The organism is Rhodopila sp. (genome assembly GCF_965277825.1).
In the GTDB taxonomy this organism is placed as follows: domain Bacteria; phylum Pseudomonadota; class Alphaproteobacteria; order Acetobacterales; family Acetobacteraceae; genus Rhodopila.
In genome coordinates this window covers 4,770,013-4,796,780 of record NZ_OZ255846.1, presented here as the reverse complement: position 1 = coordinate 4,796,780, position 26,768 = coordinate 4,770,013, and the positions used below count along the sequence as shown (strand labels likewise).

The following is a 26,768-nucleotide window of genomic DNA, read 5'->3' as shown; positions in this document are numbered from 1 at the left end:
CCTATTCCGCAGCCTGGAAAACCGCATCCAAGGCTTTATCCCAAAGCCGCACGCCGCCGGTAATTCCCGCCTCATTCGATACCAGACGGATATTGGGCGCCAACTCCAGGGTCAGGTGCTTCGCGTTGCCGCCGCCGATCGCCAGCGTGTCGAAGCCGACCAGTGTGGTAATGCACCCCAGCACCCGCTGTAGCCGACGGTTCCAGCGTTTGGGCCCCACCTGCTTGAACGCCACCGAACCGATGAACTGGTCGTAGGTCTTGCCCTTGTGGATCGGATGCTGGCTCAGTTCCAGGTGCGGGGCAGGGCGGGCGTCCTGGAACAGCGCGAAGCCCATCCCGGTGCCCAGGGTCAGCACGCATTCCAGGCCCTTGCCGCGGATCACGCCCAGCCCCTGCACCTCGGCGTCATTCAGCATCCGAGCCGGTTTGCCCAGTCGGTCGGTCAGCGTCGCGGTCAATTGGAAGTGCTGCCATGCGGGTGTGCCAAGGTTGGGCGCCGTCAGCACTTCTCCGCCCCGCACCACCCCCGGAAACCCGACCGAAATGCGATCGAAAGCGCCCATCGCACCGGTCAGCCCAATCAGCGCGTCAACCACCGCCGCCGGCGTCGGCTGGGCTGGCGTGTCGACCCGGTTGGGACCCGCAGCCATCGTCCCGTTCTGATCGAGCACGCCGGCTTTCAGTCGCGACCCGCCGATATCGATCGCCAATGTCAGTTTTCCCCGTCTCCTTGGCGAATCCGGATCGATGTCCATGACTCATCCTTCCTGATTGACCGAAGGCCCACGTCGACCGATGCGAAGCGTCACCCCGGCCGAAGCACCCGCCAGATACCGTCAACCGCCCCCACATCACGTAATTTGTCGTCATGCCGCGCGACCAGGATGCCCCGCACGAACACCAGCCCGCGGGTCCGACGCGTTGCCTCGCCGTGCAACTCGATGAATTCGCCCGGCCGGATGGCGTCCAGGAAATGCGTGTTGAGTTGGATCGTCGTGCAGGGCGCCCGCTCCGCTGCCTCCCAGGCAATGAAACTGAGCCCATGATCGGCGAATGCCATCAGCACGCCACCGTGTACGACGCCGGCCGGATTGGCATGTTCCGGGTCCGTCAGCAGACCGTAGAGCCAGTTTCCCTCCGATCGTTTGGCCCATGGCACGCCCAGGCCGCCGGGCATCGCGGCGCCCGGCAGTGCGCGCCAGCCTTCAGCGGCGGGATCGAAGCTCATAGCGCCCCGAGCCGGTCCGGCAGGTCGAGCAGGCTGTCGATGCGAATATCCGCTCGGTCAATCTCGGGACGTTCGGCGTGCAGCCAACCCCAGGGACCGCGCCGCAGGAACACCGCGACCATGCCTGCCGCCAGGCTGGGCAACACGTCATTGTCCAGCCGATCCCCGACATAGGCGACGCGTTCGGCGGGTTCGCCGGCGGCCTCGATCACTTTGGCAAAGAACCGCGGGTCCGGCTTGGAGACGCCCCAGCCGTCCGAGGTGGCGATCACATCGGCCGGCAAGTCCAGCCGCGCCAGGGCCGCCGCCGCCGCGGACGGCTGGTTGCCCGCGATCAGCACCTTGTAGCCACACGCTTGCAATCGGGTCAGGCAGGGGATCGCGTCCGGATAGAGGTCCTGGGCGGTGAAATCGTAGATCCAGCCGTCCGCGGCGCGAAGCTTGCGGGCCTGCGATGGGTCCATGCCGGGCTTGAAGATCTCGAACACCCGGCGCAGCGATTGGCCACGTTCCATGATGACGCCGATCGCGGTGAACAGGGTCAGCGCCGGCACGCCCAGGAACTTCGCCCACTCGGTCCAGTGGCGGGTTTCGTCGATCAGGGTCTCCCCAACGTCGAAGCAGACAGCGCGAATGGCCATGAATAGTTGGTCGATCCCGTGGTCGTGAAGAGGATCATGCTGGCCGACAGGTATTTTTGCAATGGCGGCGCGGTGAGTTGCCAAATTACGGGGAATAAAGTCCACTGAGCTTTTCGGGAAGGCAAGTAAAAATGCGACTGACGATCAACGGATTGGCCGCCTTGTTGGTGGTGGCCTTTCCGGCCGTCCTGTCCGCCAGCGATTTGTCGGCGCGCGCGCCGCAACTGGAAAATGCTGTGACCGAGGCTCTGCAGGAGTTCCACGTGCCTGGCGCCGCGGTCGGCATCTGGACCGAGAACGGCGATTGGACAAAGGCGCTGGGAGTGGCGGACGCCGCGGCGTCCCGGCCGGTGGGGCTACGCGACCATTTCGCGATCCGCAGCGTCACCAAGTCGTTTGTAGTGACCGTCTTGTTGCAACTGATCGCGGAGGGCAACGGGTCGATCGGCCTGGATGATCCGATAGGAAAATACCTTTCCGGCGTGCCCAACGGGGCTAAGATTACCCTGCGTGAACTCGCGGACATGACGAGCGGATTGTATGACTACGTTGCAGACCCGCGTTTTCGTGCGGCGCTTGGGGCGGATCCGACGCGCGAATGGACGACCGATGAGCTGTTGGCATTTGCCTTCGACGATGCGTCGCACCAGTTGACCAATTTCGAGCCCGGCACACGCTATCAGTATTGCAACACCAACACCTTGGTTCTCGGCAAGCTGATCGAGGCGCTGACTGGTGCGACATTCGACGAGGCGCTGCGGCGCAAAATCCTGCTTCCGCTGGTGCTGCCTGGCACGAAATACCTGCGTGCCACACGGTTGCCGCGACCGTTCGCATTGGGTTACCAGGGCGAAACGGATGCCGGAGCCCCTGAGCAGGCCGTGATCAGCTTTTCTGGCCTGGGTTTTGCCGGGGCGATGGTTTCCACGCTGCGAGATCTGAGCGTCTGGGGTCCGGCGCTGGCCGAGGGGTCGCTGTTGCCGCCGGAACTGCAGAAACAGCGCTTCGAGGCGCACGCGACCGCTGCCGATCCGGGTAGCCCGATCTATGATGCCTATGGATTGGGAATGGGCCAAGTCGCCGGGTGGTGGGGCCATACTGGCGAAGGCCTGGGCTTCGAAGCCGCGGTGTTTCATCAGATCGAACGAAACGAGACTGTCGCGATTCTGCTGAATGGATCGGACACCTCGGACGTACCGGTGCGGATCTTCTGCCGGCTGCTCGCGGTGCTGGACCAGGCGCCCGCGGCGGGCAGCGGCAGCGTGTGCGCGCCCGGCGGTGACGGCGGTGGGCGGTTGAGACCGGCGGCGGCGGATTGAAGGCGATGCTGCGGCGCGGCCGATCTGTGGCTGTTTGGGCTCGCGCTGTGCTGGCGGCTGGCGCCATGGTCATTCTGACGCTGGGCGCGGCGAGGGGTCAGGGATGCCGAACCGTGCCTGCGACAGGGACGTTTGCAACGCAGATCACACCGGTTACGTTGCGGGTGCTGCAACCGGAGGTGACCCCGGTGGCGGCGACCGACGGATTTGTTCATCTGGCCTATGCGGCGCAGGTCACGAACGTCGGCCGTGATGCGGCGAACCTGGAAGCCATCGCTCCGACTGATTTCCTGCACGCCGATGCCGCGACCGGGACCAACCTGGTGCTGGACATGAACGGCAAGGACATCACCGGGACGGTGAGGCCGTTCCATCCCGAGGGTGGCGTGAACTCGGCGAACACCAGGCGGCTGCTGGGGGGTGCCTCGGGGATCATGTTCTTCGATGTCCGCTATCGCACGCTGGCTGAGGTGCCACGCCTGTTGTCGCACCGGCTATCGATCGCGTTCCCTGGCGACGATCGGCGGCTGGTGGAGGACATCGATCCGATCGTGGTCGGCTGTGAGGCTCCGGTGGTCATCGCGCCGCCACTGGTGGGGGAGAACTGGTGGGATGGCAACGGCTGTTGCGAGGTTATCAGCCCGCATCGCGGCGCGACTTTGCCGGTGAACGGCGCGTTGCGACCGCCGGAACAATTCGCCATCGATTTCGTTCAACTCAATGGGCATGACGGTTGTTGCACCGGACCGGTCAAGGAGCTGGGTTCGTGGCCTTTCCTGGGCGCTCCGGTGTTTGCGGTGGCAGCCGGCGTGGTGGTCGAGCGGGTCGATGGAATGGCAGAGCAGGTTCCGGGTGAGGTGAAGGGGGTGACCGCGCAGAACGCGGCCGGCAACCACATCATCGAGGACATCGGCGGGCAGCATTACGTGCTGTATGCCCATTTTCGCACCGGCAGCATTCCGCGGCGGATCGTGGCCGGGACGCGGCTGCGGCGTGGCGAGCAGATCGGCGAGGTGGGCAATACCGGCAGCTCGACCGCGCCCCATCTGCATTTCCAGGTGATGGACCGTCCGTCGGCATTGAATGCGATCGGGCTACCCTTCGTGTTCGATCGGCAAATCGTGCAGGGCCGAGTAAGCGGCACGGCGAATGAAACCAACGAAAGATATGAGGCGGGCGGCAATCTGACGGTGGTTCGGCCGACGCCTGTCCTGGAGGAGAACAGGATGCCGGCTGAGGGCCAGGTGTTCCGCTTCGATCGGCGGTGACGCCGCAGTCGGGCCGGCCGTGCCAGTGCGAGCGGGCCGGCCACCGGTTGGCGGCGTTTTGGTCCCTGTTTGACCGCGCGATTCGCGCACGGTGAAAGTTCTTATTGCCGGGGGATCGCCGCATCGCTGATGCTCGTCGCAATGGCGGAGGAGGCGCGAAGCGCGGGGTTTGCAATCGCGAACCGAGCGCTGCCAAACGCGGTTTTCAGATTGCCGCGGGCCCGGCGTGGCTTCGGCGGCAGCACCGTGTCGATCGCCTGCAGCAACGCTGACGCCGCCTCACGCCAGGCCAGGGCCGCGTCGACGGGCGGGGCGACTGGCGCCGGTGCACCGAGCCAGAGGCGGATAGCGCCGGCCAGGCTGGTCGTATCCGGCTCACACAGCAACAACTGTTGCGCGTCAGCGAGTTGTTCCGCCAAGCCGCCGACTTCGGTTGCGATCACCGGCCGCCCAGCCGCGAGCGCGGCCGCGGCGACGCCGCTTTGGCTGGCTTCGCGATACGGCAGGATCATCGCGTCGGACCAGGCGAGCAGCGCGCCGATCTCGATCTCGGGTACCCAGCGGTTCTCGACGGTTACGCCGGGGCAGGCCCGCAAGGCGTCCAGCGCCGCCGATTCCGGGCCGTGGCCGACGACGCGGACCGAAATCGACCGGTCCACCGGTAGCGCGGCCAGCGCGCCGGCCAGCAGATCCAGTCCCTTGTATGGCAACATGCGCCCGAAACACAGCAGTCGTCGGGACGAATCCGGGCGTTCGACCGGCGGCATGGCGAAGCCGAACGGGGGGTGCCGGAACGCGATCAGCTTGCGCCGACCGCTTCCTGCCAATCGCTGTTGCCGCAGGCGCTCGCCAACCGGCGCGCACAGCACGGCCAGTCCGTCGGCCAGGCGGCACAGCAGCCGCTGTAGTTGCATTTGTAATGGAAACCCGTCGCCAGGATGAGCATCGGCGTCATGCACCACCACGACCAGGTGTGTGCCAAGCAATCGCAGCGCGACCCCCATCAGCACGTCCAATGGCCCCGGCATGGCGCAAATCGCCAAGTCCGGCATGAACCGCCGCAACCGGGCCAGCAGGAACGGTAGTGCCAGCGGCGCGGTCAGCAGACGCAGCAGAAACGACCCCAAGCCCCGGTAGGTCCGCACCGGCATCTCACAGCGCGGCGGGTTCGGCCCGGCCATGATCTCGGCGTCGGCGCACAGCGACAGCGTGACGTCGATGCCCGGTCGGCCGCGCAGCGCCTCGGCAAGACAGGCACCGAACCGAGGCCCGGCCCCGCGCCGCCCCCATTGCCAGACCAGGACTTTCATCTGAGACCTTCCAGCGCCGCGATCAGCGCCCGACCGTCCAATCGGTCGAGGATGGCGGCGCGGGCGCGACGACCCAGGTCACGGCGAAGGTCCGCATCATCCGCCAGCCTGCGCAGCAGCCCCGCCGCTTCGCTCACGTCCGGTTCGGCCCAGACACCGCGATAGACCGACCGGTCGTCGCGCGTCGGGACCAGCCGGTAGCCGACCAAGGCGGCATTCGTGCCGTCCATGAAGTCCGTGTTGCCGGACCAGCCGGTGGCGACCACCGGCTTTCCCAGCAACATCGCCTCGGCCAACACCAGGCCAAATCCCTCGCCACGATGCAGCGACAATACGATGTCGGCGCATGCGGTCAGCGCGTGGCGGTCGGCCGGCGACAGCGTCTCGGTCACCAGCCGGATGTTTTGTCCCCGCACCATTCGCGTCAGCCGCGCGAAGTCGGCCGGTGCGTGATCGGCATGAGCGACCTTCAGCAGCAGGATGCGATCGGCCCGATCGCCGAACGCGCCATGGAACGCGGCAATCGCGGCGAACGGATTCTTGCGGGCAAACGAGGATGCGAGGTTGAACGAAACCAGCACGATCACCGCCGTCTGCGGCAGGTCGAACGCGGCCCGGCCGAGCTCGGACGCCACCGGCGGTGCGACCGCCAGGGCCGGAGGCACCACGCGGACCCGCCCGGGCAGCAACGGCTCCAGCACCGCCGCCGTAAAGCGCGACGGCACCCAGACCTGGTTCACACAGGCCAGCGCCGGCCGCCATTCAGGTGGCACCTCGGGAAGTTCCCAGGCCCAGTAGCCGATAACGCAACGATTGCGCACCAGCGCCGACGGCAGCCGCAGCAGCGCCAGCGGCAGCAGCGGGGCATTGATGTGCAGCACCAGCGGAACAAGCGGCGGCGCGGACCCGGATGCAACGACCTCGACCTCGCGCCGGGCATCGACCGGAGGTGGCACATTGACGGTCCACACCGGCAGGCCCAGACGCTGTGCGGTCACCGCCATGAGCCGGGCGGTTTCGCCCATACCGGAGGCTCGGCTTAGCTCTCCCGCGACGACGATCCCGTTGGCTGCCTGCGTCGGCCGAGGCGAGACCTTTGGAGCTAGCCAGCCGGTCGTCTTGGCCAGGGCGCGCCGTCGGACCCCGGCGGGCAGGCTGCGCCAAAGCCTGAGCGGCGTGGACTGCGCAAGCGCCTTCGGGACAGCAGGGGGAGGCATGCCCGGACTGTCGCGGGCTTGCGTTAACAACGGCTTAAGAAAGCCGGGAATTCAGCGATTCGGCGTCAGCATTTGATCGATGAACAGCGTCGCGCGTTTAGTCGATCTATGGCGATCATCCGATCGATCGCTGAACGGCCCCTGACGGTCGGCATCGGGTCGCTTCGCAGCTTGCGCGAGCCGCGCCCCGGGGTTACTTCCGGCGCGGAAGACCTGGAGACTCCTACGCCATGGCCGTGAAGGATGTGAAAAAAGTCGTTCTCGCCTACTCGGGTGGCTTGGACACCAGCGTGATCCTGCGCTGGCTGCAAACGACGTATCGCTGCGAGGTGGTAACCTTTACCGCCGACCTTGGCCAAGGCGAGGAACTCGGACCGGCACGCAAGAAAGCCGAGATGTTCGGGATCAAGGAAATCTTCGTCGACGACCTGCGCGAGACCTTCGTCAAGGACTTCGTCTTCCCGATGTTTCGCGCCAATACCCTGTATGAGGGGCAGTATCTGCTCGGCACCTCGATCGCGCGTCCGCTGATCGCGCAGCGCCAGATCGAAATCGCCGAACAGGTCGGCGCCGATGCGGTGGCCCACGGCGCGACCGGCAAGGGCAACGATCAGGTGCGGTTCGAACTCAGCTATTACGCCCTAAAGCCGGACATCAAGATCATCGCCCCGTGGCGCGAATGGGACCTGACCAGCCGCACCCGCCTGATCGAGTTCGCCGAGGCGCACCAGATCCCGATCGCCAGGGACAAGCGCGGCGAGGCACCGTTCAGCGTCGATGCCAATCTGCTGCATTCGTCCTCCGAGGGCAAAATCCTGGAAGATCCGGGTCTCGAAGCCGACGAAATCGTCTACCAGCGCACCATCCGTCCGGAGGACGCGCCCGACCGGGCGAGCGTGATCTCGATCGACTTCATCAGCGGCGATGCCGTCGCGATCGACGGCGCCAAGCTGTCGCCGGCCGCGGTGCTGACCCGGCTGAATGAACTGGGCAAGGCCAACGGCATCGGGCGGCTGGATCTGGTGGAAAACCGCTTCGTCGGCATGAAGTCGCGCGGTGTCTACGAAACGCCGGGGGGCACCATCCTGTTGGCCGCGCACCGGGCGATCGAGAGCATCACGCTCGATCGCGAGGCGGCGCACCTGAAGGATAGCCTGATGCCGCGCTATGCCGAGCTGATCTACAATGGTTTCTGGTTCAGCCCGGAACGGCGGATGCTGCAGGCGCTGATCGATACCAGCCAGGCCAGCGTCACCGGGCAGGTGCGGCTCAAGCTATACAAAGGCAACGTCACCTGCATCGGGCGAGAAAGTCCGAACAGCCTGTATTCGATGGCAGTGGTGACGTTCGAGGACGACCAGGGTGCCTACGATCAAGTCGATGCGCAGGGATTCATCAAGCTCAACGCCTTGCGGCTGCGGCTTGGGGCGATGGCGGGCCGGCGCGGCGGCGCGCTATGACTCCGCCCGTCCGGCAAATGGTCTAGATCATTCGATCGAAATTAGGTCGTTCGCTTCGACCGATTCTGCAGTAGTCTGCCGACGAACGCCTTTCGGAGCGATCAGCCGTGTATGTCCCCGCCCATTTCGCTGAGTCCCGGGTCGATCTGCTGCACGACGCGATCCGCCGGAACGGTTTCGCGACGCTAATCTCGATGACGGCTGACGGGCTTGTCGCCAGCCACGCGCCGCTGATGCTGGATCCCGATCCGGCACCCTACGGCACCCTTATCGGCCACCTGGCGAAGGCCAATCCGCACGCCCGCACCGCCGACCCCGGCCTCCAGACGCTCGTAGTCTTCCAAGGTCCGGACGGTTACATCACGCCGTCTTACTATGCCGCGAAGCAGCAGCACGGAAAGGTCGTCCCCACCTGGAACTACGCCGCGATCCATGCCTATGGCAGCCTGGAAGTGTTCGACGATCCCGACCGGCTGCTGGCGGTGGTAACGCGGCTGACCGACCGGCATGAAGCAAAGCGGGCGCAGCCCTGGGCCGTGGCCGACGCGCCCGCCGATTTCGTCCAGGGCATGCTGCGCGCCATCATCGGTATCGCGCTGCCGATCGCCCGCCTGGAGGGCAAGGTCAAAATGAGCCAGAATCGGCCCGCGGCGGACCAGCAAGGCACCATCGACGGGTTGCGGCGCGACGGAGAGCCTGCCTTGGCCGACGCGGTGGCGCGCGCGATTTCATCCTGACCCGCCGCGTCCCTGGTGCAGTTCGCCGAACTACGCGGCGGACGTAGGAGATCAGGAGGCCACTGAAAGAGCTATACTGGCACGAGACCGACGTTCGCCCGCCATCGCGAACTCGCGACACGAGCGGGTGAACCCATCGCGTCATCCAACGCGCCACACTTGACATCCTTATACTCAGCATTAGCATAAGCCATGTAATGCTCAACAAGAGCATTATATGGGAGGCCGCTGATGCCTGCAACCGAAGTGCTCGAACGTGCCGCGCCGCTCTACGACCGGGTCAAATCGCTGATCCCGCCGATCGAATGGCCGGCGTTCGCCGCCGATATCGACGCCATCCTGGCGCTCAAGCGCGAACGCGACGCGGTGATCCTGGCGCACAACTACATGACGCCGGAGATCTTCCATTGCGTGGCCGACATCGTCGGCGACAGCCTGGCGCTTGCTCGGGAGGCGATGAAGGCCGACGCCAAGGTCATCGTTCTGGCGGGCGTGCATTTCATGGCCGAGACGGCAAAGCTGCTCAATCCAACCAAGACCGTGCTGATCCCCGACAGCCGCGCCGGTTGTTCGCTGGCCGCCTCAATCACCGCGGCGGACGTGCGCCTGATGCGCCAGCGCCATCCCGGCGTGCCGGTGGTCACCTACGTCAATTCATCGGCCGCGGTGAAGGCCGAGTCCGACATCTGCTGCACCTCAGGCAACGCCCGCAAGATCGTCGAATCGCTGGGCACCGACACGGTCATCATGCTGCCGGACGAATACCTGGCGCGCAACATCGCCGCCCAGACAGATGTAAAGATCATCGCCTGGGCCGGCCATTGCGAAGTGCACGAACGTTTCACCGCCGCCGAGGTCCGCGCCCTGCGCACCGACTATCCGGGCGTCACCATCCTGGCGCATCCCGAGTGTCCCCCAGAAGTGGTCGCCGAGGCCGACTACACCGGTTCCACCGCCGATATGTCGAGCTATGTCGGCCGCGAAAAGCCGGCCCGCGTGGTGCTGCTGACGGAATGCTCGATGTCGGACAACGTGTCCGTGCACCACCCCGACATCGACTTTATTCGACCCTGCAACCTGTGCCCGCACATGAAGCGCATCACCCTGCCCAACATCCGCCACGCGCTGGAAACCATGCAGCAAGAGGTCACCATCGATCCAGGCCTGGCCGAACGCGCCCGGCGCTCGGTCGAGCGCATGCTGGAGGTGCGCTGATGCAAGCGTTGCCGACGCTGATGATTGAGCCCGTGGTGCGAGCCGCCCTGCTGGAGGATCTCGGCCGTGCCGGCGATCTGACGACCGATGCGATCGTTCCGGCCGACAGCCGCGCGCGCTGTGCGCTGGTCGCCCGCCAGTCAGGCGTCGTGGCGGGATTGGACTTCGCCGCCATGGCCTTCCGCTTGATCGATCCGGCCATCGAGATCGACGTGACCCTGCCGGACGGCAGCCGCCTGCGTCAGGGCGACCGGATCGCGACCATCAGTGGTCCGGCCCGCGGCATCCTGACATCGGAACGAACGGCACTGAATTTCCTCTGCCACCTCAGCGGCGTGGCCTCGGCAACCCGCGGCATCGCCGATGCGATCGAGGGCACCCAAGCGCAGGTCTGTTGCACAAGAAAGACCATGCCGGGTCTACGCTTCGCCCAGAAATACGCGGTCCGTGTCGGCGGCGGATCGAACCACCGGTTCGGCCTGGATGATGCGGTGCTGATCAAGGACAACCACGTCGCCATCGCCGGCGGGGTGCGCCACGCGGTCGAACGCGCCCGAGCCGGCGTCGGCCATCTGGTGAAGATCGAGCTTGAGGTTGATACGCTGGCTCAGTTGCAGGAGGCGCTAACCCTGAACGTCGACGCCGTGCTGCTCGACAACATGGGCCCCGACATGCTGCGCCAGGCAGTCGAGATGGTAGGCGGACGAGCCATCACCGAGGCATCGGGCCGTATCCGCCCCGATACGGCGCCGGCCATGGCGGCCAGCGGGGTCGATCTTCTATCGGTCGGGTGGCTGACCCATAGCGCCACAGTGCTGGATATCGGGCTGGACCATCTGGGGTGACGTTGCGGCGGCCACCGATCGGCCGCCGCCAAGTCGGCTATGCGTGCAGCAGGTCCAGCGCCTCCTCGTAGATTTCCATGTTCTTACCGAACGAAATCGCGGCGGCTTGAGCACCGGAAACCAGATGCATCCAGCGCCACGGTTCACGTGTGGCATGGAACTCTTCGACGATCGCCTGATGGTGCTTGAAAGCGTGCATCTCGGTGAAGCTGTCGTGGCAGACAATCTCCCCCAGACGCCGCATCAGAACCTCGGGGTCGTAACCCAGATCGACATATTGCTGCGCCAGGTTGACCGTTCCCTTGACCTCGGGAACCGCGCGCATCAAACCCAGGTTGGTGACCTTGGACCAGTCGGTCGGCGGCTGCTGATAGATGCTGTCGGTGATCGCCTCCAGCAGGTCCGCCTGCGAGCGATGCGGCAACGACGCCACCGCGGCGGGATCCGGCTGCGGCGCCGGCTCCATCCGATACTGGGTCGATTTCACTTCCGGCCCGGTATGCCACATCAACAGGATCAGCAGCTTGTTGCGTAGGCTGAGGCCGTCGAGTTGCAGCAGATAGCGCCGCAGGTTGGCGCTGGTGTGCAGATGCACGTCCATCGGGTTGCCGGTCAGCGACCGTAGGAACAGCCCGGCGGCACCAATCGATAGAGCCTCGCCGCCGCCTTCCAGCGAAAGCCCCTCGGCCAGCGCTTCGGCCATCCGCACTGGAATGTCGTTGTAGTTGTCGCACCGCCCAATCGCCTCTCCCAACCGGCCGATCCGCGCGGTTTCATCCTCACCGCTGCGCTGGCGGGTGACGCGTGTCATCAGTTCGTGCTTCCCGATCACCGCATCGATGTCGGGGATCGCCCGAGCGACGGGGAAGCGCGTGACGTAGCGGACCGCCGGCCGCATCAGCACCGGCAGAAGTCCCGGCTCCATCGACTCAAGTGCTCGGTATGTAAAAGCCGGAAAAATGAAGTAATGATCGTCCATCGCGTTCTTCGGGATCGCCACGCTCAGCAGCAGATCAAGTGCTTCCACCGGTGGAACATTTTGCCACAGCCACAGAAAGCAATGGTCCGCCTTGTTGGTCTCACCGCGCTTGACCGCGGCAAGGAAGGCTTCCTTGGTCGCCTCGACACCGCCGAAATCGATCGGCTCGAACTCCAGCAGGCTATATGGCCCCATCGCCGGGTGGTGGATATGTTTGTTCGACAGCGCAACGTGCTGCAGAACCGGGACGAACCGCTGTTCCCCGTCCAGGCGCCCCGACAGCTGTGTCACCGCGTACATCCCGGCGAGCGGATGCAGCGGACCGCCATGATGCCCTGGCGGCAGGTCTGACGAACGTGCCACCGCCAGCGCCGACGCCGTCAGCATGGTCTTCGTCGGCACCCCGGCGCGGAGTTTCTCCAAGGTCTGATCGATGATTTCAGCCGGCGATGTTTCCTCGATGAACTGGACCAAGGGTTCGATGGCATCGGAAAATTGGACACGGCTGGGCATTGCGATTTCTCCTCGGGTGCAATCATGGGCGGCTGGCTGTTCACTGGCTTTCGCAGGATGCAGCCTCGCGTTCAGCGTGGTCATGCGCCGGTGCGGTCAACGTCTGATGGGTCCCGCTAGCGCCTGGCATCATCAATAATCGCGACGTCACTTCACCGCTGACGTGATAGGTCAGCGCGAAATCCGCCGTATTCTGAAGATGATCGTTATACGCGCGGGGCGCAGTGTCAACGTCCCGAGCGCGCGGGCATCGAAACGACGCCTTCGCCGCTACCGGACCTCAGTCTGATGCAACGTCTATACGCCCCGCTGCTTGGTCAGGCGAAACCTTCCAGAACCACCTTGCCGCGGGCGCGCCCGCTCTCGATCAACCCATGCGCGCGCTTCAGATTGGCGGCATTGATCGGGCCAAACTTCTCACCGACGGTCGTGCAAATTGTTCCGTCATCGACCAGATCCGCCACCGCGTTCAACAGCACGCCCTGTTCCGCCATATCGGCGGTGTGAAACGTCGAGCGGGCAAACATCATCTCCCAGTGCACCGACACGCACTTGCGCTTGAACAGCATCACGTCGAGCCCCACCGGGTCGTCGATCACCGCGAACCGGCCCTGCGGCGCGATCAGCTTTTCGACCTCGCCCAGATGCTTGTCGGTATTGGTGGTAGAGAACACAAATCCCGGCGCCCCGATGCCCAGCGCTTCGACCTGGCCGGCCAGGGGTTTGGCGTGGTCCAGCACCTGATTGGCGCCAAGTTCCTGCACCCAGGCGCGGGTCTCGGGCCGCGACGCCGTGGCAATGACGGTCAGGTCAGTCAGCCGCCGCGCCAGTTGGATCGCTATCGAAGACACGCCACCGGCGCCGCCGATGATCAGGATGGTGTTCGCCGTGCCGGGCACCGGCTTGCGCACGTCCAACCGGTCGAACAGCGCCTCCCACGCGGTGATCGCGGTCAGCGGCAGGGCGGCGGCGTCCGCCCAATCCAACGATCTCGGCTTGCGCCCGACGATACGCTCGTCCACCAGATGGAATTCGGCGTTGGTGCCCTGGCGCGTCACGTCGCCAGCATAGAACACCGCGTCGCCGGGCTTGAACAGTCGGGCATCGGCGCCGGTTTCGGCAACGATGCCCACGCCGTCATAACCCAGCACCTTCCACTGCCCGGCGTCCGGCTTGGCACGGCGGCGGACCTTCGTGTCCACCGGATTGACCGAAACCGCGCGCAGTTCGACCAGCAGATCGCGCCCGCTCGGCCGGGGCCTCGGCAACTCGATGTCGACCAGCGCCGCGGCGGCGTCGATCGGAAGCGAATCCTGGTAACCAACGGCGCGCATCAAGGCGTCCTCCTTGTTGTCCGCCAAACACATGTCGCCAACACCAAAACGCCGCAAGACCGTTGGTTGCCCCCACGGCGAAAACCAACGATGCATGATGGCTGATCCACCGACGGGAAAACACCATGCCGCTGACCGGAATAAGGGTTCTCGATCTGACCCGCGTGCTGTCCGGCCCGTTCTGCACCGCCTTGCTCGCCGACATGGGCGCCGACGTCATCAAGGTGGAGGCGCCCGAAGGCGACTCGGTGCGCGGCCAGGGCGCCATCAAGGACGGCCTGTCCTGGTACTTCGCCCAGTTCAACCGCAACAAACGTTCGATCCGGCTCGACCTCCGCAAGCCAGAGGCCAAGCCGATACTGACGCGCCTGATCGAGCAATCCGACGTGCTGTTGGAGAACTTTCGCCCCGGCGTGCTGGCCCGGATGGGCTTCGACGAAAGCCGGCTGCAAGCGTTGCGACCAAGCCTGGTGGTCTGCTCGATCAACGGCTTCGGCAGCACCGGGCCATACAAGGATCGCCCCGCGTTCGATTTCATCGCCCAGGCCATGAGCGGCTTCATGAGCGTCAATGGCGGCTCCGACGATCCACCGATGCGCTCAGGCTTGCCCATCAGCGACCTGGTGGCCGGGCTATACGCCGCACTCAGCATCGCCGCCACCGTGCCGCACGCGCGCGCCACCGGACAGGGCCAGCGGGCCGAGGTCAGCCTGACCAACGGCCTGGTCAGCCTGTTGTCGTACATCGCGACCAATTACTTCGCGACCGGAACCGCGCCGCCACGCAGCGGCAATGACCATCCGATCGCCGCGCCGTATGGATTGTTTTCCACCCGAGACGGGCAAATCGCGGTGGCGCCGGCCGACGATGCGTTCTTTCGCCGCCTGGCCGATGCTTTGGATGCACCCGAATTGAAGACCGATCCGCTCTACGCCACCCAATCCGCTCGGGTCGCTAATCGGGCGCAGATCAACGCCATCGTCGGCGGCAAATTGGCAGCCGGCACGACAAGCCATTGGGTGGATGTGCTGAATAACGCCGGGGTTCCCTGCGGCCCGGTCAACAGCGTGGCCGAGGTGTTCCACGACCCGCAGATCAGGGCTCAGGACATGATCATCGACGTGGACCATCCAAACCATGGCACCGTCCGGATGCTCGGTTTTCCGATCAAGCTGTCGGCAACGCCTTGCCGCGTGAGGCGTCCCGCTCCCGGCCTGGGAGAACATTCCGATGAGATCCTGGCGGAGCTTGGGTTCGCCGCTTCGGAGCGACAGGCCTGGCGGCAGAGCGGAGTGATTTGATGCAACGCCGAGCGGTCGTTCTGGCGTTTGGATTACTCAGCATCGGCTGCGCTGCCTCGGTCGGCATCGGCGCTTGGCGCCGTGCCGCGGCGCAGACAGTAAATTGGATCGGTAACGACATAAAAGGCCTGCGCTACGAGGTCTTGTTGCCGGAGGACTACGATCCGACGCACGCCTATCCGGTGGTGCTGTACCTGCACCAACTTGACATGGGCGATTATCCGGACGCGCTGCGCAAGCAGGTCAACGCATGGTTCGCCACGCGCAATTTCCAGTCCCGACACCGATGTATCGTTGTCGTCCCGATGCTTGATCAGACCAACGACCCCGGTGGCCGTATGGTCAATTTCGGCGGCAAACGCGAAGGCCACAGCGGTGAGGACAATACCATCGCCGCCTTGCGGCAGGTAATGGGTCGTTACCGCACGGATCCGGATCGGATCTATGTCACCGGCAATTCGATGGGCGGAATGGGAGCCTGGCAGATGCTGCTGGATTACAACGTCCTGACCGGTACCAAGGGACATATCTTCGCCGCCGGCATGCCGCTGGCCGGCGCGCAGCGCACCGCCGATCCGGCCCAGGCGGCAACCGCCCTGCAACGGGTTCCGATCTGGGCGATTCACGGTGCCAAGGATGACAATGTCTCGCTGGACTGGGATCGTGCAATGGCAAGATTGCTGGCGGGAAGTCCGTCGTTCCGCTACACCGAGATTCCCGATGTCGGCCACGATGTGTGGGACAGCACCTACACCCGCGACGATGTCTGGGACTGGCTGTTTTCGCACCAGGCCAAGCAGTGATCCTCAGATCCACTTGCGCCAGCGAAACACCGCCAATGGAATCAGCGTCGTCAGGACGATCAGACCCCAGCCCCATGCGTAGCCCCAGGCCCAGTTATATTCCGGGATATTCTTGAAGTTCATGCCGTAGACGCCGGCGATCAGCACCGGCGGAATCCCCACGACCGAAGCGATCGCCATGACCTTCATCACATTGTTTTGGGCGATATTGATGAACCCCAACGTCGCATCGAGCAGGAATTGCAGCTTGTCGTTCAGGTAGGTGTCGAAATCGCTGACCGACGCGATGTCCTGCCGCAGCGTCGCCAGCCGAGGCATCAGATCCTTCGGCAGCCAGTCGGCCGCCGTTGTCTCCACATAAGGCGCGATCCGCGCCGCCCCGACCTGGGTGTCGCGGACATGAGAAATCTGGTCGCCAATACGCCCGATCTGCCCCAGGGTGTGCCGCAGAATGGCGTCTTCCGCCTTTCGCCCGCCCTCCTGATTGACACCCATGGCGAAAATGGCATGGGAAATCGAATCGAGGTCGGCGCGCACCTGCTCCAGCACGTCGGCCTGACGATCAACGATTGCCTCCATCAGGTCGACGAAGATATGCGCGCCCGAACTCGGGGGTGCGGACCGGCTGGAGACCTGTTCACCATAGATGTCGAACAACCGGTGCTCGGCGAACCGAACAGTGATCAGCCGGTCCGGGCTGACCACGAAGCCGGCGGAGACACTGCGCAATCCCTCCTCGGCATATCTGACCAGCGGCATGCTGAGATACAGCGCACCGTCGCGGTTGGCCAACCGGCTAGACGTTTCGATTTCGCTGACGTCGGCTTCCGACGGCACCGTCAGCCCGGCTGCCTGTTGCACCCGGTCGATCTCCTCCGGCGCCGCGTTCAGCAGATCGATCCACACCGCATGACGCAGCGCGTCGGCGGAACCAGTCTCGCCGAGTCGACGCAACCGCCCGCCGTCGCAAGCGAAAGCCTTGATCATCGCCAACCCTCCAGCGCAATCGATCCGGACGGGGTTGCGCCGATCGGTTCGGACTCGCTTGACCTACCGGAAACACTGCGAACAGTTTAATACCAGCCGCCACTGAAGACGACTCTCGCTAGATTTCTCGGCCCCCCGATTCTCAAGACCGCGAAAGTACGATTCGCTCTCGCTGCGGCATCGATTCGCTGCATTGGAGGACGCGATGAGCGCAGCGATCAAAATTACTCGCATCGACCACGCGCCGGCGGAACTGCGTGCCCTGGCGGCGAAGAGCGACGACGCCGGCCAGGCCCGGCGGCTGTTGGCAATCGCGATGATCCACGACGGGGTCTCGCGGCTTGATGCCGCGCGCCAGGCGGGCATGGACCGTCAGACCCTGCGCGACTGGGTGCATCGTTATAACCATGCCGGCCTTGACGGCCTGGTGTCGCGCAAGCCACCGGGGGCGCGCGCCAAACTGAGCGAGGCGCAGATGGCGGAACTGCGCGAGCTGGTGATCGCCGGGCCTGATCCGAACATCCATAAGGTCATCCGCTGGCGCTGTGTCGATCTGCGCGCCGAGGTGACAAGGCGGTTCTCGGTCACCGTACCCGAACGCACGATCGGCAAGTGGCTGCACAAACTGAAGCTCACCCAGCTGCAGCCGCGGCCGTATCATCCCAGGAAGGATGCGGCGGCGCAGGAGGCTTTTAAAAAAACTTCGGTGCCAGCCTGAAGCAAGCCCTGAACGGCTGCACCGCGGCCACGCCGGTGGAGATCTGGTTCCAGGATGAGGCCAGGGTCGGGCAGAAAGGCTCGCTCAGTTATGTCTGGGCGCCGGTCGGTTCGCGTCCGCCGATGCTGCGCGACAACCGCCACGACACCGCCTACATCTTTGGCGCGATCTGTCCGGCACGCGGTGTCGGCGCGGCGATCATCGCGCCAGCCGCCAACATGGAATGCATGAACCTGCACCTCGCCGAGATCAGCACGCAGGTCGCGCCCGGCTCGATCGCGGCGATTATCTGTGACGGCGCCGGGTGGCATCAGCGCGGCGGCGACATCAAGCTGCCCGACAACATCGTGCTGTTGCCGCTGCCGCCCTACGCCCCGGAACTTAACCCGATGGAGAATGTCTGGGATTACCTTCGCGCCAACAAACTCTCCGCCTGCGTATGGGACAGCTACGACGAGATCCTCGAGGCTTGCGCAGAGGCCTGGAACTGGCTGGTCGATGATCCAGATCGAATTCGATCCATTGGCACCAGGGAGTGGGCAACAGTCAGTGTCTAGGGCGGCTGGTATAATACCAGCCGCCACTGAAGACGACTCTCGCTAGATTTCTCGGCCCCCCGATTCTCAAGACCGCGAAAGTACGATTCGCTCTCGCTGCGGCATCGATTCGCTGCATTGGAGGACGCGATGAGCGCAGCGATCAAAATTACTCGCATCGACCACGCGCCGGCGGAACTGCGTGCCCTGGCGGCGAAGAGCGACGACGCCGGCCAGGCCCGGCGGCTGTTGGCAATCGCGATGATCCACGACGGGGTCTCGCGGCTTGATGCCGCGCGCCAGGCGGGCATGGACCGTCAGACCCTGCGCGACTGGGTGCATCGTTATAACCATGCCGGCCTTGACGGCCTGGTGTCGCGCAAGCCACCGGGGGCGCGCGCCAAACTGAGCGAGGCGCAGATGGCGGAACTGCGCGAGCTGGTGATCGCCGGGCCTGATCCGAACATCCATAAGGTCATCCGCTGGCGCTGTGTCGATCTGCGCGCCGAGGTGACAAGGCGGTTCTCGGTCACCGTACCCGAACGCACGATCGGCAAGTGGCTGCACAAACTGAAGCTCACCCAGCTGCAGCCGCGGCCGTATCATCCCAGGAAGGATGCGGCGGCGCAGGAGGCTTTTAAAAAAACTTCGGTGCCAGCCTGAAGCAAGCCCTGAACGGCTGCACCGCGGCCACGCCGGTGGAGATCTGGTTCCAGGATGAGGCCAGGGTCGGGCAGAAAGGCTCGCTCAGTTATGTCTGGGCGCCGGTCGGTTCGCGTCCGCCGATGCTGCGCGACAACCGCCACGACACCGCCTACATCTTTGGCGCGATCTGTCCGGCACGCGGTGTCGGCGCGGCGATCATCGCGCCAGCCGCCAACATGGAATGCATGAACCTGCACCTCGCCGAGATCAGCACGCAGGTCGCGCCCGGCTCGATCGCGGCGATTATCTGTGACGGCGCCGGGTGGCATCAGCGCGGCGGCGACATCAAGCTGCCCGACAACATCGTGCTGTTGCCGCTGCCGCCCTACGCCCCGGAACTTAACCCGATGGAGAATGTCTGGGATTACCTTCGCGCCAACAAACTCTCCGCCTGCGTATGGGACAGCTACGACGAGATCCTCGAGGCTTGCGCAGAGGCCTGGAACTGGCTGGTCGATGATCCAGATCGAATTCGATCCATTGGCACCAGGGAGTGGGCAACAGTCAGTGTCTAGGGCGGCTGGTATAACCCGTCGGTTTCACGCAAGTCGATGAAAAGCCGTTGCGAGCCGAACCCGATTCTCGGGCCCAACCGCTACTCGTAGAACGGATCGGCGACGCGTGGCCAGAACGCGCGTGTGCGCTTCATGTAGGGCAACGCCGCGTAGTCGAAATCCAGCGCGCCAGGCCCGGACACATACCGAATCGCTCGCGCCACCGGGGCAAATCCCGCCTGGAAATGCTGCGAGGACTTCACCACCACAACCGCCTTGTCGTGCAGTGTCAGCCCCAGCCCGGTGAACGCATCCGGAGAAAAGACCTGCTGGCGCTGGCTGGTTAGTACTAAATCGACATCGCCGCCGGATACCCAGACGCTTGGACCATAATCCGCGCGCCCCCCGCTCAGTCCGCCCTGGGAATGATTAAGCGCGATCGCCCGGACCGTCACCATCAGATCGACCGGATCGCCCGATGCCGCGCCACACTTGCCCCCGACTCGCAGCATGAAAGTCGCGCCCTGGCCTGCCTCGACGCAGAACTGCACCGCTTGCGGGTCCCAGAAGCAGCCGATCGCGATGTCCTTCATCTCGCGCTCCAGAACGCGCCGCAGGATCGCGGTACTGTCCGAGGGCGCCCCGCCGCCGGCGTTGTCCGAGGCATCGGCCAGCACCAAGGGACCATTGCCGCCGCCGGACGCCGCGCCGTCCAGCGCATCGTCGATGCTGTCCAGTATGGCGGTCGCGGCATCGCGCATCCGCCAAAGTTCCTCGCCCAACCGCCGCGCCAAGGCGCCCGCGGCCTCGGTATCGCGATCGGCCACTACCAGGATCTTGCTGCCGACATCGGCCACATCCGCCCAAGGAAAGCCGTGACCGAAGGATACTGACAGGATGCCGTCATGCCCCTCCAGCGCCTTCATCCGATCGACGAAACCACGCACCGGGTCCTGCGTCGGCCGATACGTGGCGATCATCCGGCAGTCGTGATAGGCCATCACCGGCCTGACCTTCCCCTGCGCCGCATCCAGGCAAATGCGATATAGCTCGGGCGCGCGATCGCCGATATCCACATGCGGATATTCCTTGTACAGGACAATCGCGTCGGAACTGACCCGCATCTGCTCGGTCAGATGGCAGTGCAGGTCCAGTTCCACGCCGATCGTCGCCGCTGCCCCAACGATCCGTCGCACCCGCTCCAGCGTATCGCCCTCGCAATCATCATAGCCGTGCGCCACCATCGCCCCATGCATGAACAGCAGCACCACATCCACCGGCATGGCGGCCGCAAGATCCGCCAGGATCATGTCGCGCAGTTCTTCGTACACCTGCCGCAGCGTCGTCCCGGCAGGCTGCGCGAAGGTGCAGATGCTTTCGACAACCGTGTGCCCATCCGCCTCGCCCAGCCGACGCCACGCGATCAGCGGAATGTTGGCGATCGTTGCAGGTTGCCGGCTGGCGTCATGCCGATACCAGTCACGCCCGCCGGTGAACGCCGCGCGGCCGGTTGGCAGCGGCGAGAACGTGTTGGTCTCGGTCGCCAGCGTCGCCATGAAAAGCTTCATGCCGCGATCATCCCGCCATCAGCCGGTTACTTTCCCGGTCACCGAAGAAGATGTCGGTCGAGATCTCGTCCACCCGGTTGCAGCCGGTATAGGCCATGGTCTTGTCCATCTCGGTCTGGATGAACCCCACTGCCTTGGACGCCCCGGCTTGTCCGCCGACCGCGGTGCCATACAGCGTCGCCCGCCCGGTCAGCACGCATTTCGCCCCCAGCGCAAGCGCCTTGACGATATCCGATCCTCGCCGTACCCCGGAATCCAGGATCACGGTCGCCTTGTCGCCCACCGCCTCGGCGATTTCCGGCAGCATATCCAACGTCGCGGCGGCGCTGTCCATGTTACGCCCGCCATGATTGGATACGATCAGGCCATCGACGCCATAACCGATCGCCTTCAGCGCATCGTCCACGCGGTTGATGCCCTTCAGCATCAAGATGCCCGGCCACTTGTCACGGAAAATGCGGATATCGTCCCAGTTCAGCGAATCCTGCCGCATCACCTCCCGGGTTCCCGGATCGGTGCCGATCGGGCGCCGGTAAGGGTCGGGATAGTTCTCGTTGCGCGGCATCCCGATGGTGGTGAAATACTTCATCAGCACGGTGGTGAACCAGGTCGGGTGCTGCATGATGTCCCAGGTGAAGCGCAGCGTCGGATGGAACGGCAGCAGGAACCCATTCTTCGCGTTATACTCCCGGTTCGGCGGCACGATCGTGTCGGTGGTAACGATCAGCGCCTCGAAACCGTTGTTTTTGGCCCGCTCGATCAACTGATACGACAGCTCCCGCTGCTTCCACACATAAAGCTGGAACCACAGCCGGAAATTCGCCTCCTTGGCGATCTTCTCCATCGAGGTCATTGCGCCGGTCGCCAGCGTGAACGGGATCTTCGCCCGCGCCGCCGCCTTCGCCAGTTCCAGCTCGCCCTCGTGCCAGCACAGACCCGCCGCACCCGTCGGTGCGATCGCCATCGGCAGCGCGATATCCTTGCCGAACAGCGTGGTCTTGGTCGAACGGCCGGACACATCGACCAGCGCCCGATGCTTCAGCTTGATCTTCTCGAACGCATGCCGGTTGTTGCGCAGCGCCAGCTCATCCTCGGTCGAGCGGTCCACGAACTCGAACACACCGCGCGGCAGGCGCCGCTTCGCCGCTTCGCGCAGATCGAAGACGTTGTAGCAATTGTCGAGCCTCGCCATGCCCCAATTTCCCCCGTGATGGCGGAATGATGAAGCCGGCGGGAACCGTGTCAAGCGACGCATCCCGGGTCGCCGGTCTGCAATCCTTCATGCAAACCCCTATCTATGGCTCGGAAACCAAACGCTCTATGAACGCGGCGTGGCCCGCGGCGAAGGAACCGACCCAATGACCGACTACGTCTCTCTGGTATCCGATCTGATCCGTCAGGCCCGAACCGCCGGGGCCGACGCCGCCGATGCGGTCCTGGTGAACGGCACCTCGCTGTCGGTGGCCTCGCGCCAAGGCAAGATCGAGCATCTGGAGCGATCCGAGGGCCGTGACCTTGGCCTGCGTGTATTCGTCGGCAGGCGCGCCGCGATCGTGTCATCCACCTCGCTCGACCCGGCCGGCTTCTCCAGCCTGACTGAGCGTGCCGTGGCCATGGCCAAGGTCGTGCCCGAAGACCCGTTCGCCGGGCTGGCCGAGACCTGGGCACCGCCGGACGACATGAATCTGGACATGGCGGACCCGGCGGAACCACCGCCCGATGCCCTGGCCGATCGCGCCGCCGCCGCCGAGACAGCCGCTTTCTCGGTTCACGGCGTCACCAATTCCGAGGGCGCCGAGGCCGGCTACGGCCGCAACGAGATCGTCCTGGTGACCTCCGCCGGCTTTGCCGGACGCCGCGTCGGCACCAGCCACTCGATCTCCGCCACCGCGCTCGCCGGCACCGGCACCGACATGCAGCGCGACTACGATTACCACAGCACGGTCTATTTTGCCGATCTGGACGATCCCGCCCAGATCGGCAAAAGCGCCGGCGAACGCGCCATCGCCAGGCTTAACCCGACCCGTCCGAACACCGCCCGGATCCCCGTCGTCTACGACCCCCGTGTCGCCGGTGGTCTGCTGGGCCACCTCGCCGGCGCGATCAACGGTGCCGGCGTCGCCCGAGGCACCAGCTTTCTCAAGGAGAAGCTGCACCAGCGAGTGTTCGCCGCCGGCATCAACATCCTCGACGATCCGCGCCGGGTGCGCGGCCTGCGGTCCAGGCTGTTCGACGGCGAAGGCACCCCGACCAAGGGCCAGGCGTTGATCGAGGACGGGGTGCTGACCACCTGGCTGCTCGACAGCCGCTCCGCCCGCCAGCTTGGATTGGCGTCGACCGGTCATGCCTCACGCGGTACTAGCGGGCCACCGTCGCCGTCCACCAGCAATCTGTACCTCGCTGCCGGGACGGTGACACCGGCGTCACTGATGGCCGATATCAAGCAGGGTTTCTATATCACCGAGATGATCGGCATGGGCGTGAACGGGGTAACCGGTGACTACAGCCGCGGCGCTGCCGGCTTCATGATCCGGGACGGAGCCCTGGCCGAACCGGTCGCCGAGGTCACCGTCGCCGGCAACCTGGTGGATATGTTCGCCAACATGGTGGCCGCATCGGACCTGGTGTTCCGACGCGGCACCGACTCGCCCACCGTGCGGATCGATGGAATGACGATGGGCGGCGGATAGTCCGCGAAACCGCCTCGATTGCTTGACAACCAGCGTCCTCAACAACCGCCGTCACGCGGCGGAAAATACTGCGGCGCCTCGGCGCGCGCGAACATGCCGTAGTCACGGATCACCCGCACCACGCGGTGCCGCCCCGCCAGGTTGCTGATCCCAGCTTCGGCTGCTGCCGGATCGGACCACGACTGTAGATACAATCCGTTGCCGGGCTGGGTGATGCTATCGAACGCCTCGCCGCCCGAGGCGGAAGGCAGGGCACTCAGCGCCTGCTCCGTCAACGTCAGGGCCTTGGACGCACCGACTTCGGTGGCATCGAAGCGCTGCTGCGGCAACGCCTCCCGCGCCTCGGTGTCAGCAGTGATCTCGCCGACCCGCAGATGGTAATCGGCCAACACGGACGACCGGCCCTTAACCTGGATTTCGTGGTGCAGGGCATGCGTGCGCCAGCGAATCAGCGCCTTCTCGTCCCGCCAGATCGAAAGCGACACAAGCCAGCCGTGCCGGGCGACGCTGGCGTAACGCTCGTTGACAATGAAACCATCGATGGCGACCAGTTCAGGCCGCAATGCACCGGCGTGGCCGAGGTAGTCGTCCCACGCCTCGGGCCGAGGCTTTACTTCAAACACCACCGCGAACATAAATTTAGCTCCTCGATCCGGCCAGGAAGCCTTCGGTCGCGCGATACAAAGCGTGGCGGTTTGCCTCCAGATGCATCAAATGGGTGGCACGCGCCACCTTGATAGCGCGGCCATCTCCGATCGCATCCAGCAACCAGGCCGCGTCGGCGTCGGTACACATGCTGTCCCACTCCCCGTGGATGATGGCGAGCGAAGCCCGGATTAACCCCGGATCATACGATAGCGAGCCGGCCCAGGCGTCAAAAATGTCCTGGAACGCGCCGCCGGGAACCCTGACCGCCAGCGGCTGGCGGTCACGGCTTTCGCTATCGGAGTCTAAATAGGCCTCACCCCATTCGTCGAAGTGGCGTCTCGATAGCACCGGGGCCTCGCCTTGGGGAACGTCGGCGGTGAATCGGTCCCATTGATCCTGCAATGAGATCAGCCTCCAGGCGCCTAGCTTCGGTGCGTCGCCAAGCGGCGTCCTTCGCGCGATTGGGCCGAAGAACACCATGCGGTCGACCAATTCGGGGCAGCGTCCGGCGAAATGTCCGGCAACCATGGTGCCCCAGGAATGCGCAACCAGCGACAGCCGTTGGCTTTGATGTTGAGCCAAGATGAAGCGCACCGCCGCCTCCAATTGCCGGCTGGCATCGGCGGTCCGCCCCAGCGGCGTCTGAAGATCGGTGTCCGGATATGGGTCGGAGAACCGGCCGAAACCGTGGCAATCGAGGCCCCAGACATGGAACCCGGCGTCACACAGTTCATCGCGCCAGGATCGCCCATCGAAGCGGTGCGCAATGGAAAGCGCCGAGCAGAACGTGCCGCCGTGGGCATACAGCACGATGCCGCGGACCGGAACGCCCTGCGGCAGGGGCAAATGCCGCAGAAATAGTTTCAGTCCCGCGTGGGGACTCGGAATCCGCACGTGGGTCTCCCGCGGGTCCAGCTTCGGGGCGTCAATCATCGGGTCATCTCCTTCATCGAGCATTGACCCGACAATGGGGGTGCCACGGCGCGAAATCTGCCCAGATCAGTTCGGCGCGGACCGAAGCGTCGCCGATCGGAGGGATGAATTCGCCCGGCCGGCTGCAGCCAACCTGCTCAGGCCAGCCGCCGTTTCGCGGCGTTCGAGGTCGGCACCCTTCCGACCGCCATCGCGATCGCCGGGCAGATCAATGATCCCCGATCGACGCCCGAGGATCGGCTCCGCGCGCCCACTCGTTGGCCAGCGTGTAGCCGATCCCCAGCAGCACCGGCCCGAGGAAGATCCCCAACAGCCCGAATGCCAGCGCGCCGCCGAGCACCCCAAGCACCGTCAGCACGAACGGCAACTGCGCGCCACGGGAAATAAACCACGGTCGGATAAGACTGTCGGACCCCGAAATCGCGCCGATGCCGTAGATCCCCAGGAAGACTCCCCAGCCGACATGCCCGCTGCTCATCAGCCAGATCGCCGCCGGGATCCAGATCACCGGCGCACCGATCGGCAGCACCGCAAGCAGGCCGGCCACACTGCCCAGCAACACCGGTCGCGGCACCCCGGACAACCAGAGGCCGAACGCCGTGAGGATTCCCTGCACGACCGCGGTGCCGAGAATACCATAGACCACGCCCCGCACGGTCGCCCCGGTTACCGCGATCAGTCGTTCCGCCTGCACCCCGGCAATGCGATGCAGCAACAGCCGCAGCCGATCCGCGATCGGTTCGCCATAGACATAGAAAAAGAACGCCACGAACAGTGCCAGCAGGAACATCAGCACGCCGTTGGCGATGCCCAGCAGCAGGCTCAGGGCGTTTTCGACGACGATGCCGAAATACGGCCGCAACGCCTCCAGCATCACGCTGACATCGGCGGCCCAACGGTTCCACAGATCGCCCACTGTGGTGCCGATCACCGGGATATCGAACACCCAACTCGGAGAATCCGGCAGGCCGGCGCGCAAGCCGTCCATGATCACGTGCCGCAGATGGTTGACATCGTCGGCGCTGCCCGGCGCGGCCACCCCGATCGGCAGCACCAGCACCACGGCGGTCAGTAACACCATCAGCAAAGCCGCCCAGATCCGTGGCAGCCGCAAGCGCAATCGCAGCCAGTCGTAGACCGGCCAGGTGGTGAAAACCAGGATCCCGGCCCACAGCAACGCCGACAGGAACGGATACAACACCAGCACACAGCCGATCGCCACGCCGCCCAGCAGCAGGCCCATCAGTATCCGTTCAGCGATCATGCCTCTCCATCCGCGATTGCTCGCATCGCGCGCCGTCGCCGCGCCCAAGTGCC

The 26,768-nt window shown here is 64.9% G+C and carries 24 protein-coding genes; 11 read left to right on the top strand and 13 right to left on the bottom strand.

Annotated features, from left to right (window positions below; translation table 11 throughout):
• Window position 1: 1 nt before the first annotated feature.
• From ACQY4T_RS23070 to ACQY4T_RS23060, 3 genes are read right to left on the bottom strand one after another with little or no spacing between them, the layout of a single operon-like run.
• Window positions 2-757: an ROK family protein gene (locus tag ACQY4T_RS23070; RefSeq protein WP_428535447.1), complete on the bottom strand. Its 756-nt coding sequence runs from the start codon at window positions 755-757 to the stop codon at window positions 2-4.
• Window positions 758-807: 50 nt separating this feature from the next.
• Complete coding sequence (locus tag ACQY4T_RS23065; RefSeq protein WP_428535445.1) at window positions 808-1,230, bottom strand: PaaI family thioesterase; 423 nt, start codon at window positions 1,228-1,230, stop codon at window positions 808-810.
• Window positions 1,227-1,871 carry an HAD family hydrolase gene (locus ACQY4T_RS23060; RefSeq protein WP_428535443.1) on the bottom strand — a complete coding sequence of 215 codons (645 nt, stop codon included), beginning with the start codon at window positions 1,869-1,871 and terminating at the stop codon, window positions 1,227-1,229. Before ACQY4T_RS23060 ends, ACQY4T_RS23065 begins: the two co-directional genes overlap by 4 nt.
• 131 nt (window positions 1,872-2,002) lie before the next feature.
• Between ACQY4T_RS23060 and ACQY4T_RS23055 the strand changes: the two genes are divergently transcribed.
• A complete protein-coding gene (locus ACQY4T_RS23055; RefSeq protein WP_428535441.1) occupies window positions 2,003-3,190 on the top strand; it encodes a serine hydrolase domain-containing protein in 1,188 nt (395 codons plus the stop codon).
• 113 nt (window positions 3,191-3,303) lie between these two features.
• Entirely contained in the window at window positions 3,304-4,458 is a 1,155-nt protein-coding gene (locus ACQY4T_RS23050) for a M23 family metallopeptidase (RefSeq protein ID WP_428535439.1), read from the top strand.
• Window positions 4,459-4,559: 101 nt separating this feature from the next.
• Here the strand turns inward: ACQY4T_RS23050 and ACQY4T_RS23045 are convergent, their stop codons facing one another.
• Window positions 4,560-5,768 carry a glycosyltransferase gene (locus ACQY4T_RS23045; RefSeq protein WP_428535437.1) on the bottom strand — a complete coding sequence of 403 codons (1,209 nt, stop codon included), beginning with the start codon at window positions 5,766-5,768 and terminating at the stop codon, window positions 4,560-4,562.
• On the bottom strand, window positions 5,765-6,985 hold the full coding sequence (locus ACQY4T_RS23040; RefSeq protein WP_428535435.1) for a glycosyltransferase family 4 protein: 1,221 nt from the start codon (window positions 6,983-6,985) through the stop codon (window positions 5,765-5,767). The genes ACQY4T_RS23045 and ACQY4T_RS23040 overlap by 4 nt, the downstream gene beginning before the upstream one ends.
• A 230-nt stretch (window positions 6,986-7,215) precedes the next feature.
• Here ACQY4T_RS23040 and ACQY4T_RS23035 point away from each other — a divergent pair, with 230 nt between their 5' ends.
• From ACQY4T_RS23035 to nadC, 4 genes are all read left to right on the top strand, one after another.
• Window positions 7,216-8,445: an argininosuccinate synthase gene (locus tag ACQY4T_RS23035; RefSeq protein ID WP_428535433.1), complete on the top strand. Its 1,230-nt coding sequence runs from the start codon at window positions 7,216-7,218 to the stop codon at window positions 8,443-8,445.
• Window positions 8,446-8,552: 107 nt separating this feature from the next.
• Window positions 8,553-9,182 (top strand): FMN-binding negative transcriptional regulator, encoded by a 630-nt coding sequence (locus tag ACQY4T_RS23030; RefSeq protein ID WP_428535431.1) that lies wholly within the window; start codon window positions 8,553-8,555, stop codon window positions 9,180-9,182.
• Window positions 9,183-9,413: 231 nt separating this feature from the next.
• A complete protein-coding gene (gene nadA / locus ACQY4T_RS23025) occupies window positions 9,414-10,397 on the top strand; it encodes a quinolinate synthase NadA (RefSeq protein ID WP_428535429.1) in 984 nt (327 codons plus the stop codon).
• Window positions 10,397-11,242 carry a carboxylating nicotinate-nucleotide diphosphorylase gene (nadC, locus tag ACQY4T_RS23020; protein WP_428535427.1) on the top strand — a complete coding sequence of 282 codons (846 nt, stop codon included), beginning with the start codon at window positions 10,397-10,399 and terminating at the stop codon, window positions 11,240-11,242. The genes nadA and nadC overlap by 1 nt, the downstream gene beginning before the upstream one ends.
• Before the next feature lie 37 nt (window positions 11,243-11,279).
• On the opposite strand, the gene ACQY4T_RS23015 is transcribed toward nadC, so the two are convergent.
• Window positions 11,280-12,734, bottom strand: a complete 1,455-nt coding sequence (locus ACQY4T_RS23015; protein WP_428535425.1) for a hypothetical protein — start codon at window positions 12,732-12,734, stop codon at window positions 11,280-11,282.
• Window positions 12,735-13,051: 317 nt separating this feature from the next.
• Window positions 13,052-14,068 carry a zinc-binding alcohol dehydrogenase family protein gene (locus ACQY4T_RS23010; RefSeq protein WP_428535423.1) on the bottom strand — a complete coding sequence of 339 codons (1,017 nt, stop codon included), beginning with the start codon at window positions 14,066-14,068 and terminating at the stop codon, window positions 13,052-13,054.
• Window positions 14,069-14,193: 125 nt separating this feature from the next.
• Here ACQY4T_RS23010 and ACQY4T_RS23005 point away from each other — a divergent pair, with 125 nt between their 5' ends.
• Both ACQY4T_RS23005 and ACQY4T_RS23000 read left to right on the top strand, forming a co-directional pair.
• Window positions 14,194-15,369, top strand: a complete 1,176-nt coding sequence (locus ACQY4T_RS23005) for a CaiB/BaiF CoA transferase family protein (RefSeq protein WP_428535421.1) — start codon at window positions 14,194-14,196, stop codon at window positions 15,367-15,369.
• A complete protein-coding gene (locus ACQY4T_RS23000) occupies window positions 15,369-16,172 on the top strand; it encodes an alpha/beta hydrolase-fold protein (RefSeq protein ID WP_428535419.1) in 804 nt (267 codons plus the stop codon). Before ACQY4T_RS23005 ends, ACQY4T_RS23000 begins: the two co-directional genes overlap by 1 nt.
• A gap of 3 nt (window positions 16,173-16,175) precedes the next feature.
• On the opposite strand, the gene ACQY4T_RS22995 is transcribed toward ACQY4T_RS23000, so the two are convergent.
• Window positions 16,176-17,159: a magnesium transporter CorA family protein gene (locus ACQY4T_RS22995; RefSeq protein WP_428535417.1), complete on the bottom strand. Its 984-nt coding sequence runs from the start codon at window positions 17,157-17,159 to the stop codon at window positions 16,176-16,178.
• Window positions 17,160-17,364: 205 nt separating this feature from the next.
• Between ACQY4T_RS22995 and ACQY4T_RS22990 the strand changes: the two genes are divergently transcribed.
• Window positions 17,365-18,434, top strand: a protein-coding gene (locus tag ACQY4T_RS22990) for an IS630 family transposase (RefSeq protein WP_428531896.1) whose coding sequence is annotated in 2 segments (ribosomal slippage) — window positions 17,365-17,854 and window positions 17,854-18,434 — 1,071 coding nt in all. Because the reading frame shifts where the segments join, the coding sequence is not laid out codon by codon here.
• A gap of 129 nt (window positions 18,435-18,563) precedes the next feature.
• Window positions 18,564-19,633, top strand: a protein-coding gene (locus ACQY4T_RS22985) for an IS630 family transposase (protein WP_428531896.1) whose coding sequence is annotated in 2 segments (ribosomal slippage) — window positions 18,564-19,053 and window positions 19,053-19,633 — 1,071 coding nt in all. Because the reading frame shifts where the segments join, the coding sequence is not laid out codon by codon here.
• Window positions 19,634-19,713: 80 nt separating this feature from the next.
• On the opposite strand, the gene ACQY4T_RS22980 is transcribed toward ACQY4T_RS22985, so the two are convergent.
• The gene (locus ACQY4T_RS22980) at window positions 19,714-21,180 is read right to left on the bottom strand and encodes a M81 family metallopeptidase (RefSeq protein WP_428535415.1); all 1,467 of its coding nucleotides are present in this window, start codon (window positions 21,178-21,180) and stop codon (window positions 19,714-19,716) included.
• Between the two features lie 7 nt (window positions 21,181-21,187).
• The gene (locus tag ACQY4T_RS22975) at window positions 21,188-22,372 is read right to left on the bottom strand and encodes an alpha-hydroxy acid oxidase (protein ID WP_428535413.1); all 1,185 of its coding nucleotides are present in this window, start codon (window positions 22,370-22,372) and stop codon (window positions 21,188-21,190) included.
• Between the two features lie 166 nt (window positions 22,373-22,538).
• Here ACQY4T_RS22975 and ACQY4T_RS22970 point away from each other — a divergent pair, with 166 nt between their 5' ends.
• Window positions 22,539-23,870: a TldD/PmbA family protein gene (locus ACQY4T_RS22970; RefSeq protein WP_428535411.1), complete on the top strand. Its 1,332-nt coding sequence runs from the start codon at window positions 22,539-22,541 to the stop codon at window positions 23,868-23,870.
• 38 nt (window positions 23,871-23,908) lie between these two features.
• Here ACQY4T_RS22970 and ACQY4T_RS22965 read toward each other — a convergent pair whose 3' ends face one another.
• The 3 genes from ACQY4T_RS22965 to ACQY4T_RS22955 all read right to left on the bottom strand — a co-directional run bounded on the left by ACQY4T_RS22965 (window position 23,909) and on the right by ACQY4T_RS22955 (window position 26,715).
• Window positions 23,909-24,505 (bottom strand): antibiotic biosynthesis monooxygenase family protein, encoded by a 597-nt coding sequence (locus ACQY4T_RS22965; RefSeq protein WP_428535409.1) that lies wholly within the window; start codon window positions 24,503-24,505, stop codon window positions 23,909-23,911.
• 4 nt (window positions 24,506-24,509) lie between these two features.
• Complete coding sequence (locus ACQY4T_RS22960) at window positions 24,510-25,451, bottom strand: alpha/beta hydrolase (RefSeq protein ID WP_428535407.1); 942 nt, start codon at window positions 25,449-25,451, stop codon at window positions 24,510-24,512.
• Between the two features lie 208 nt (window positions 25,452-25,659).
• Complete coding sequence (locus tag ACQY4T_RS22955; RefSeq protein WP_428535405.1) at window positions 25,660-26,715, bottom strand: AI-2E family transporter; 1,056 nt, start codon at window positions 26,713-26,715, stop codon at window positions 25,660-25,662.
• Window positions 26,716-26,768 lie beyond the last annotated feature (53 nt).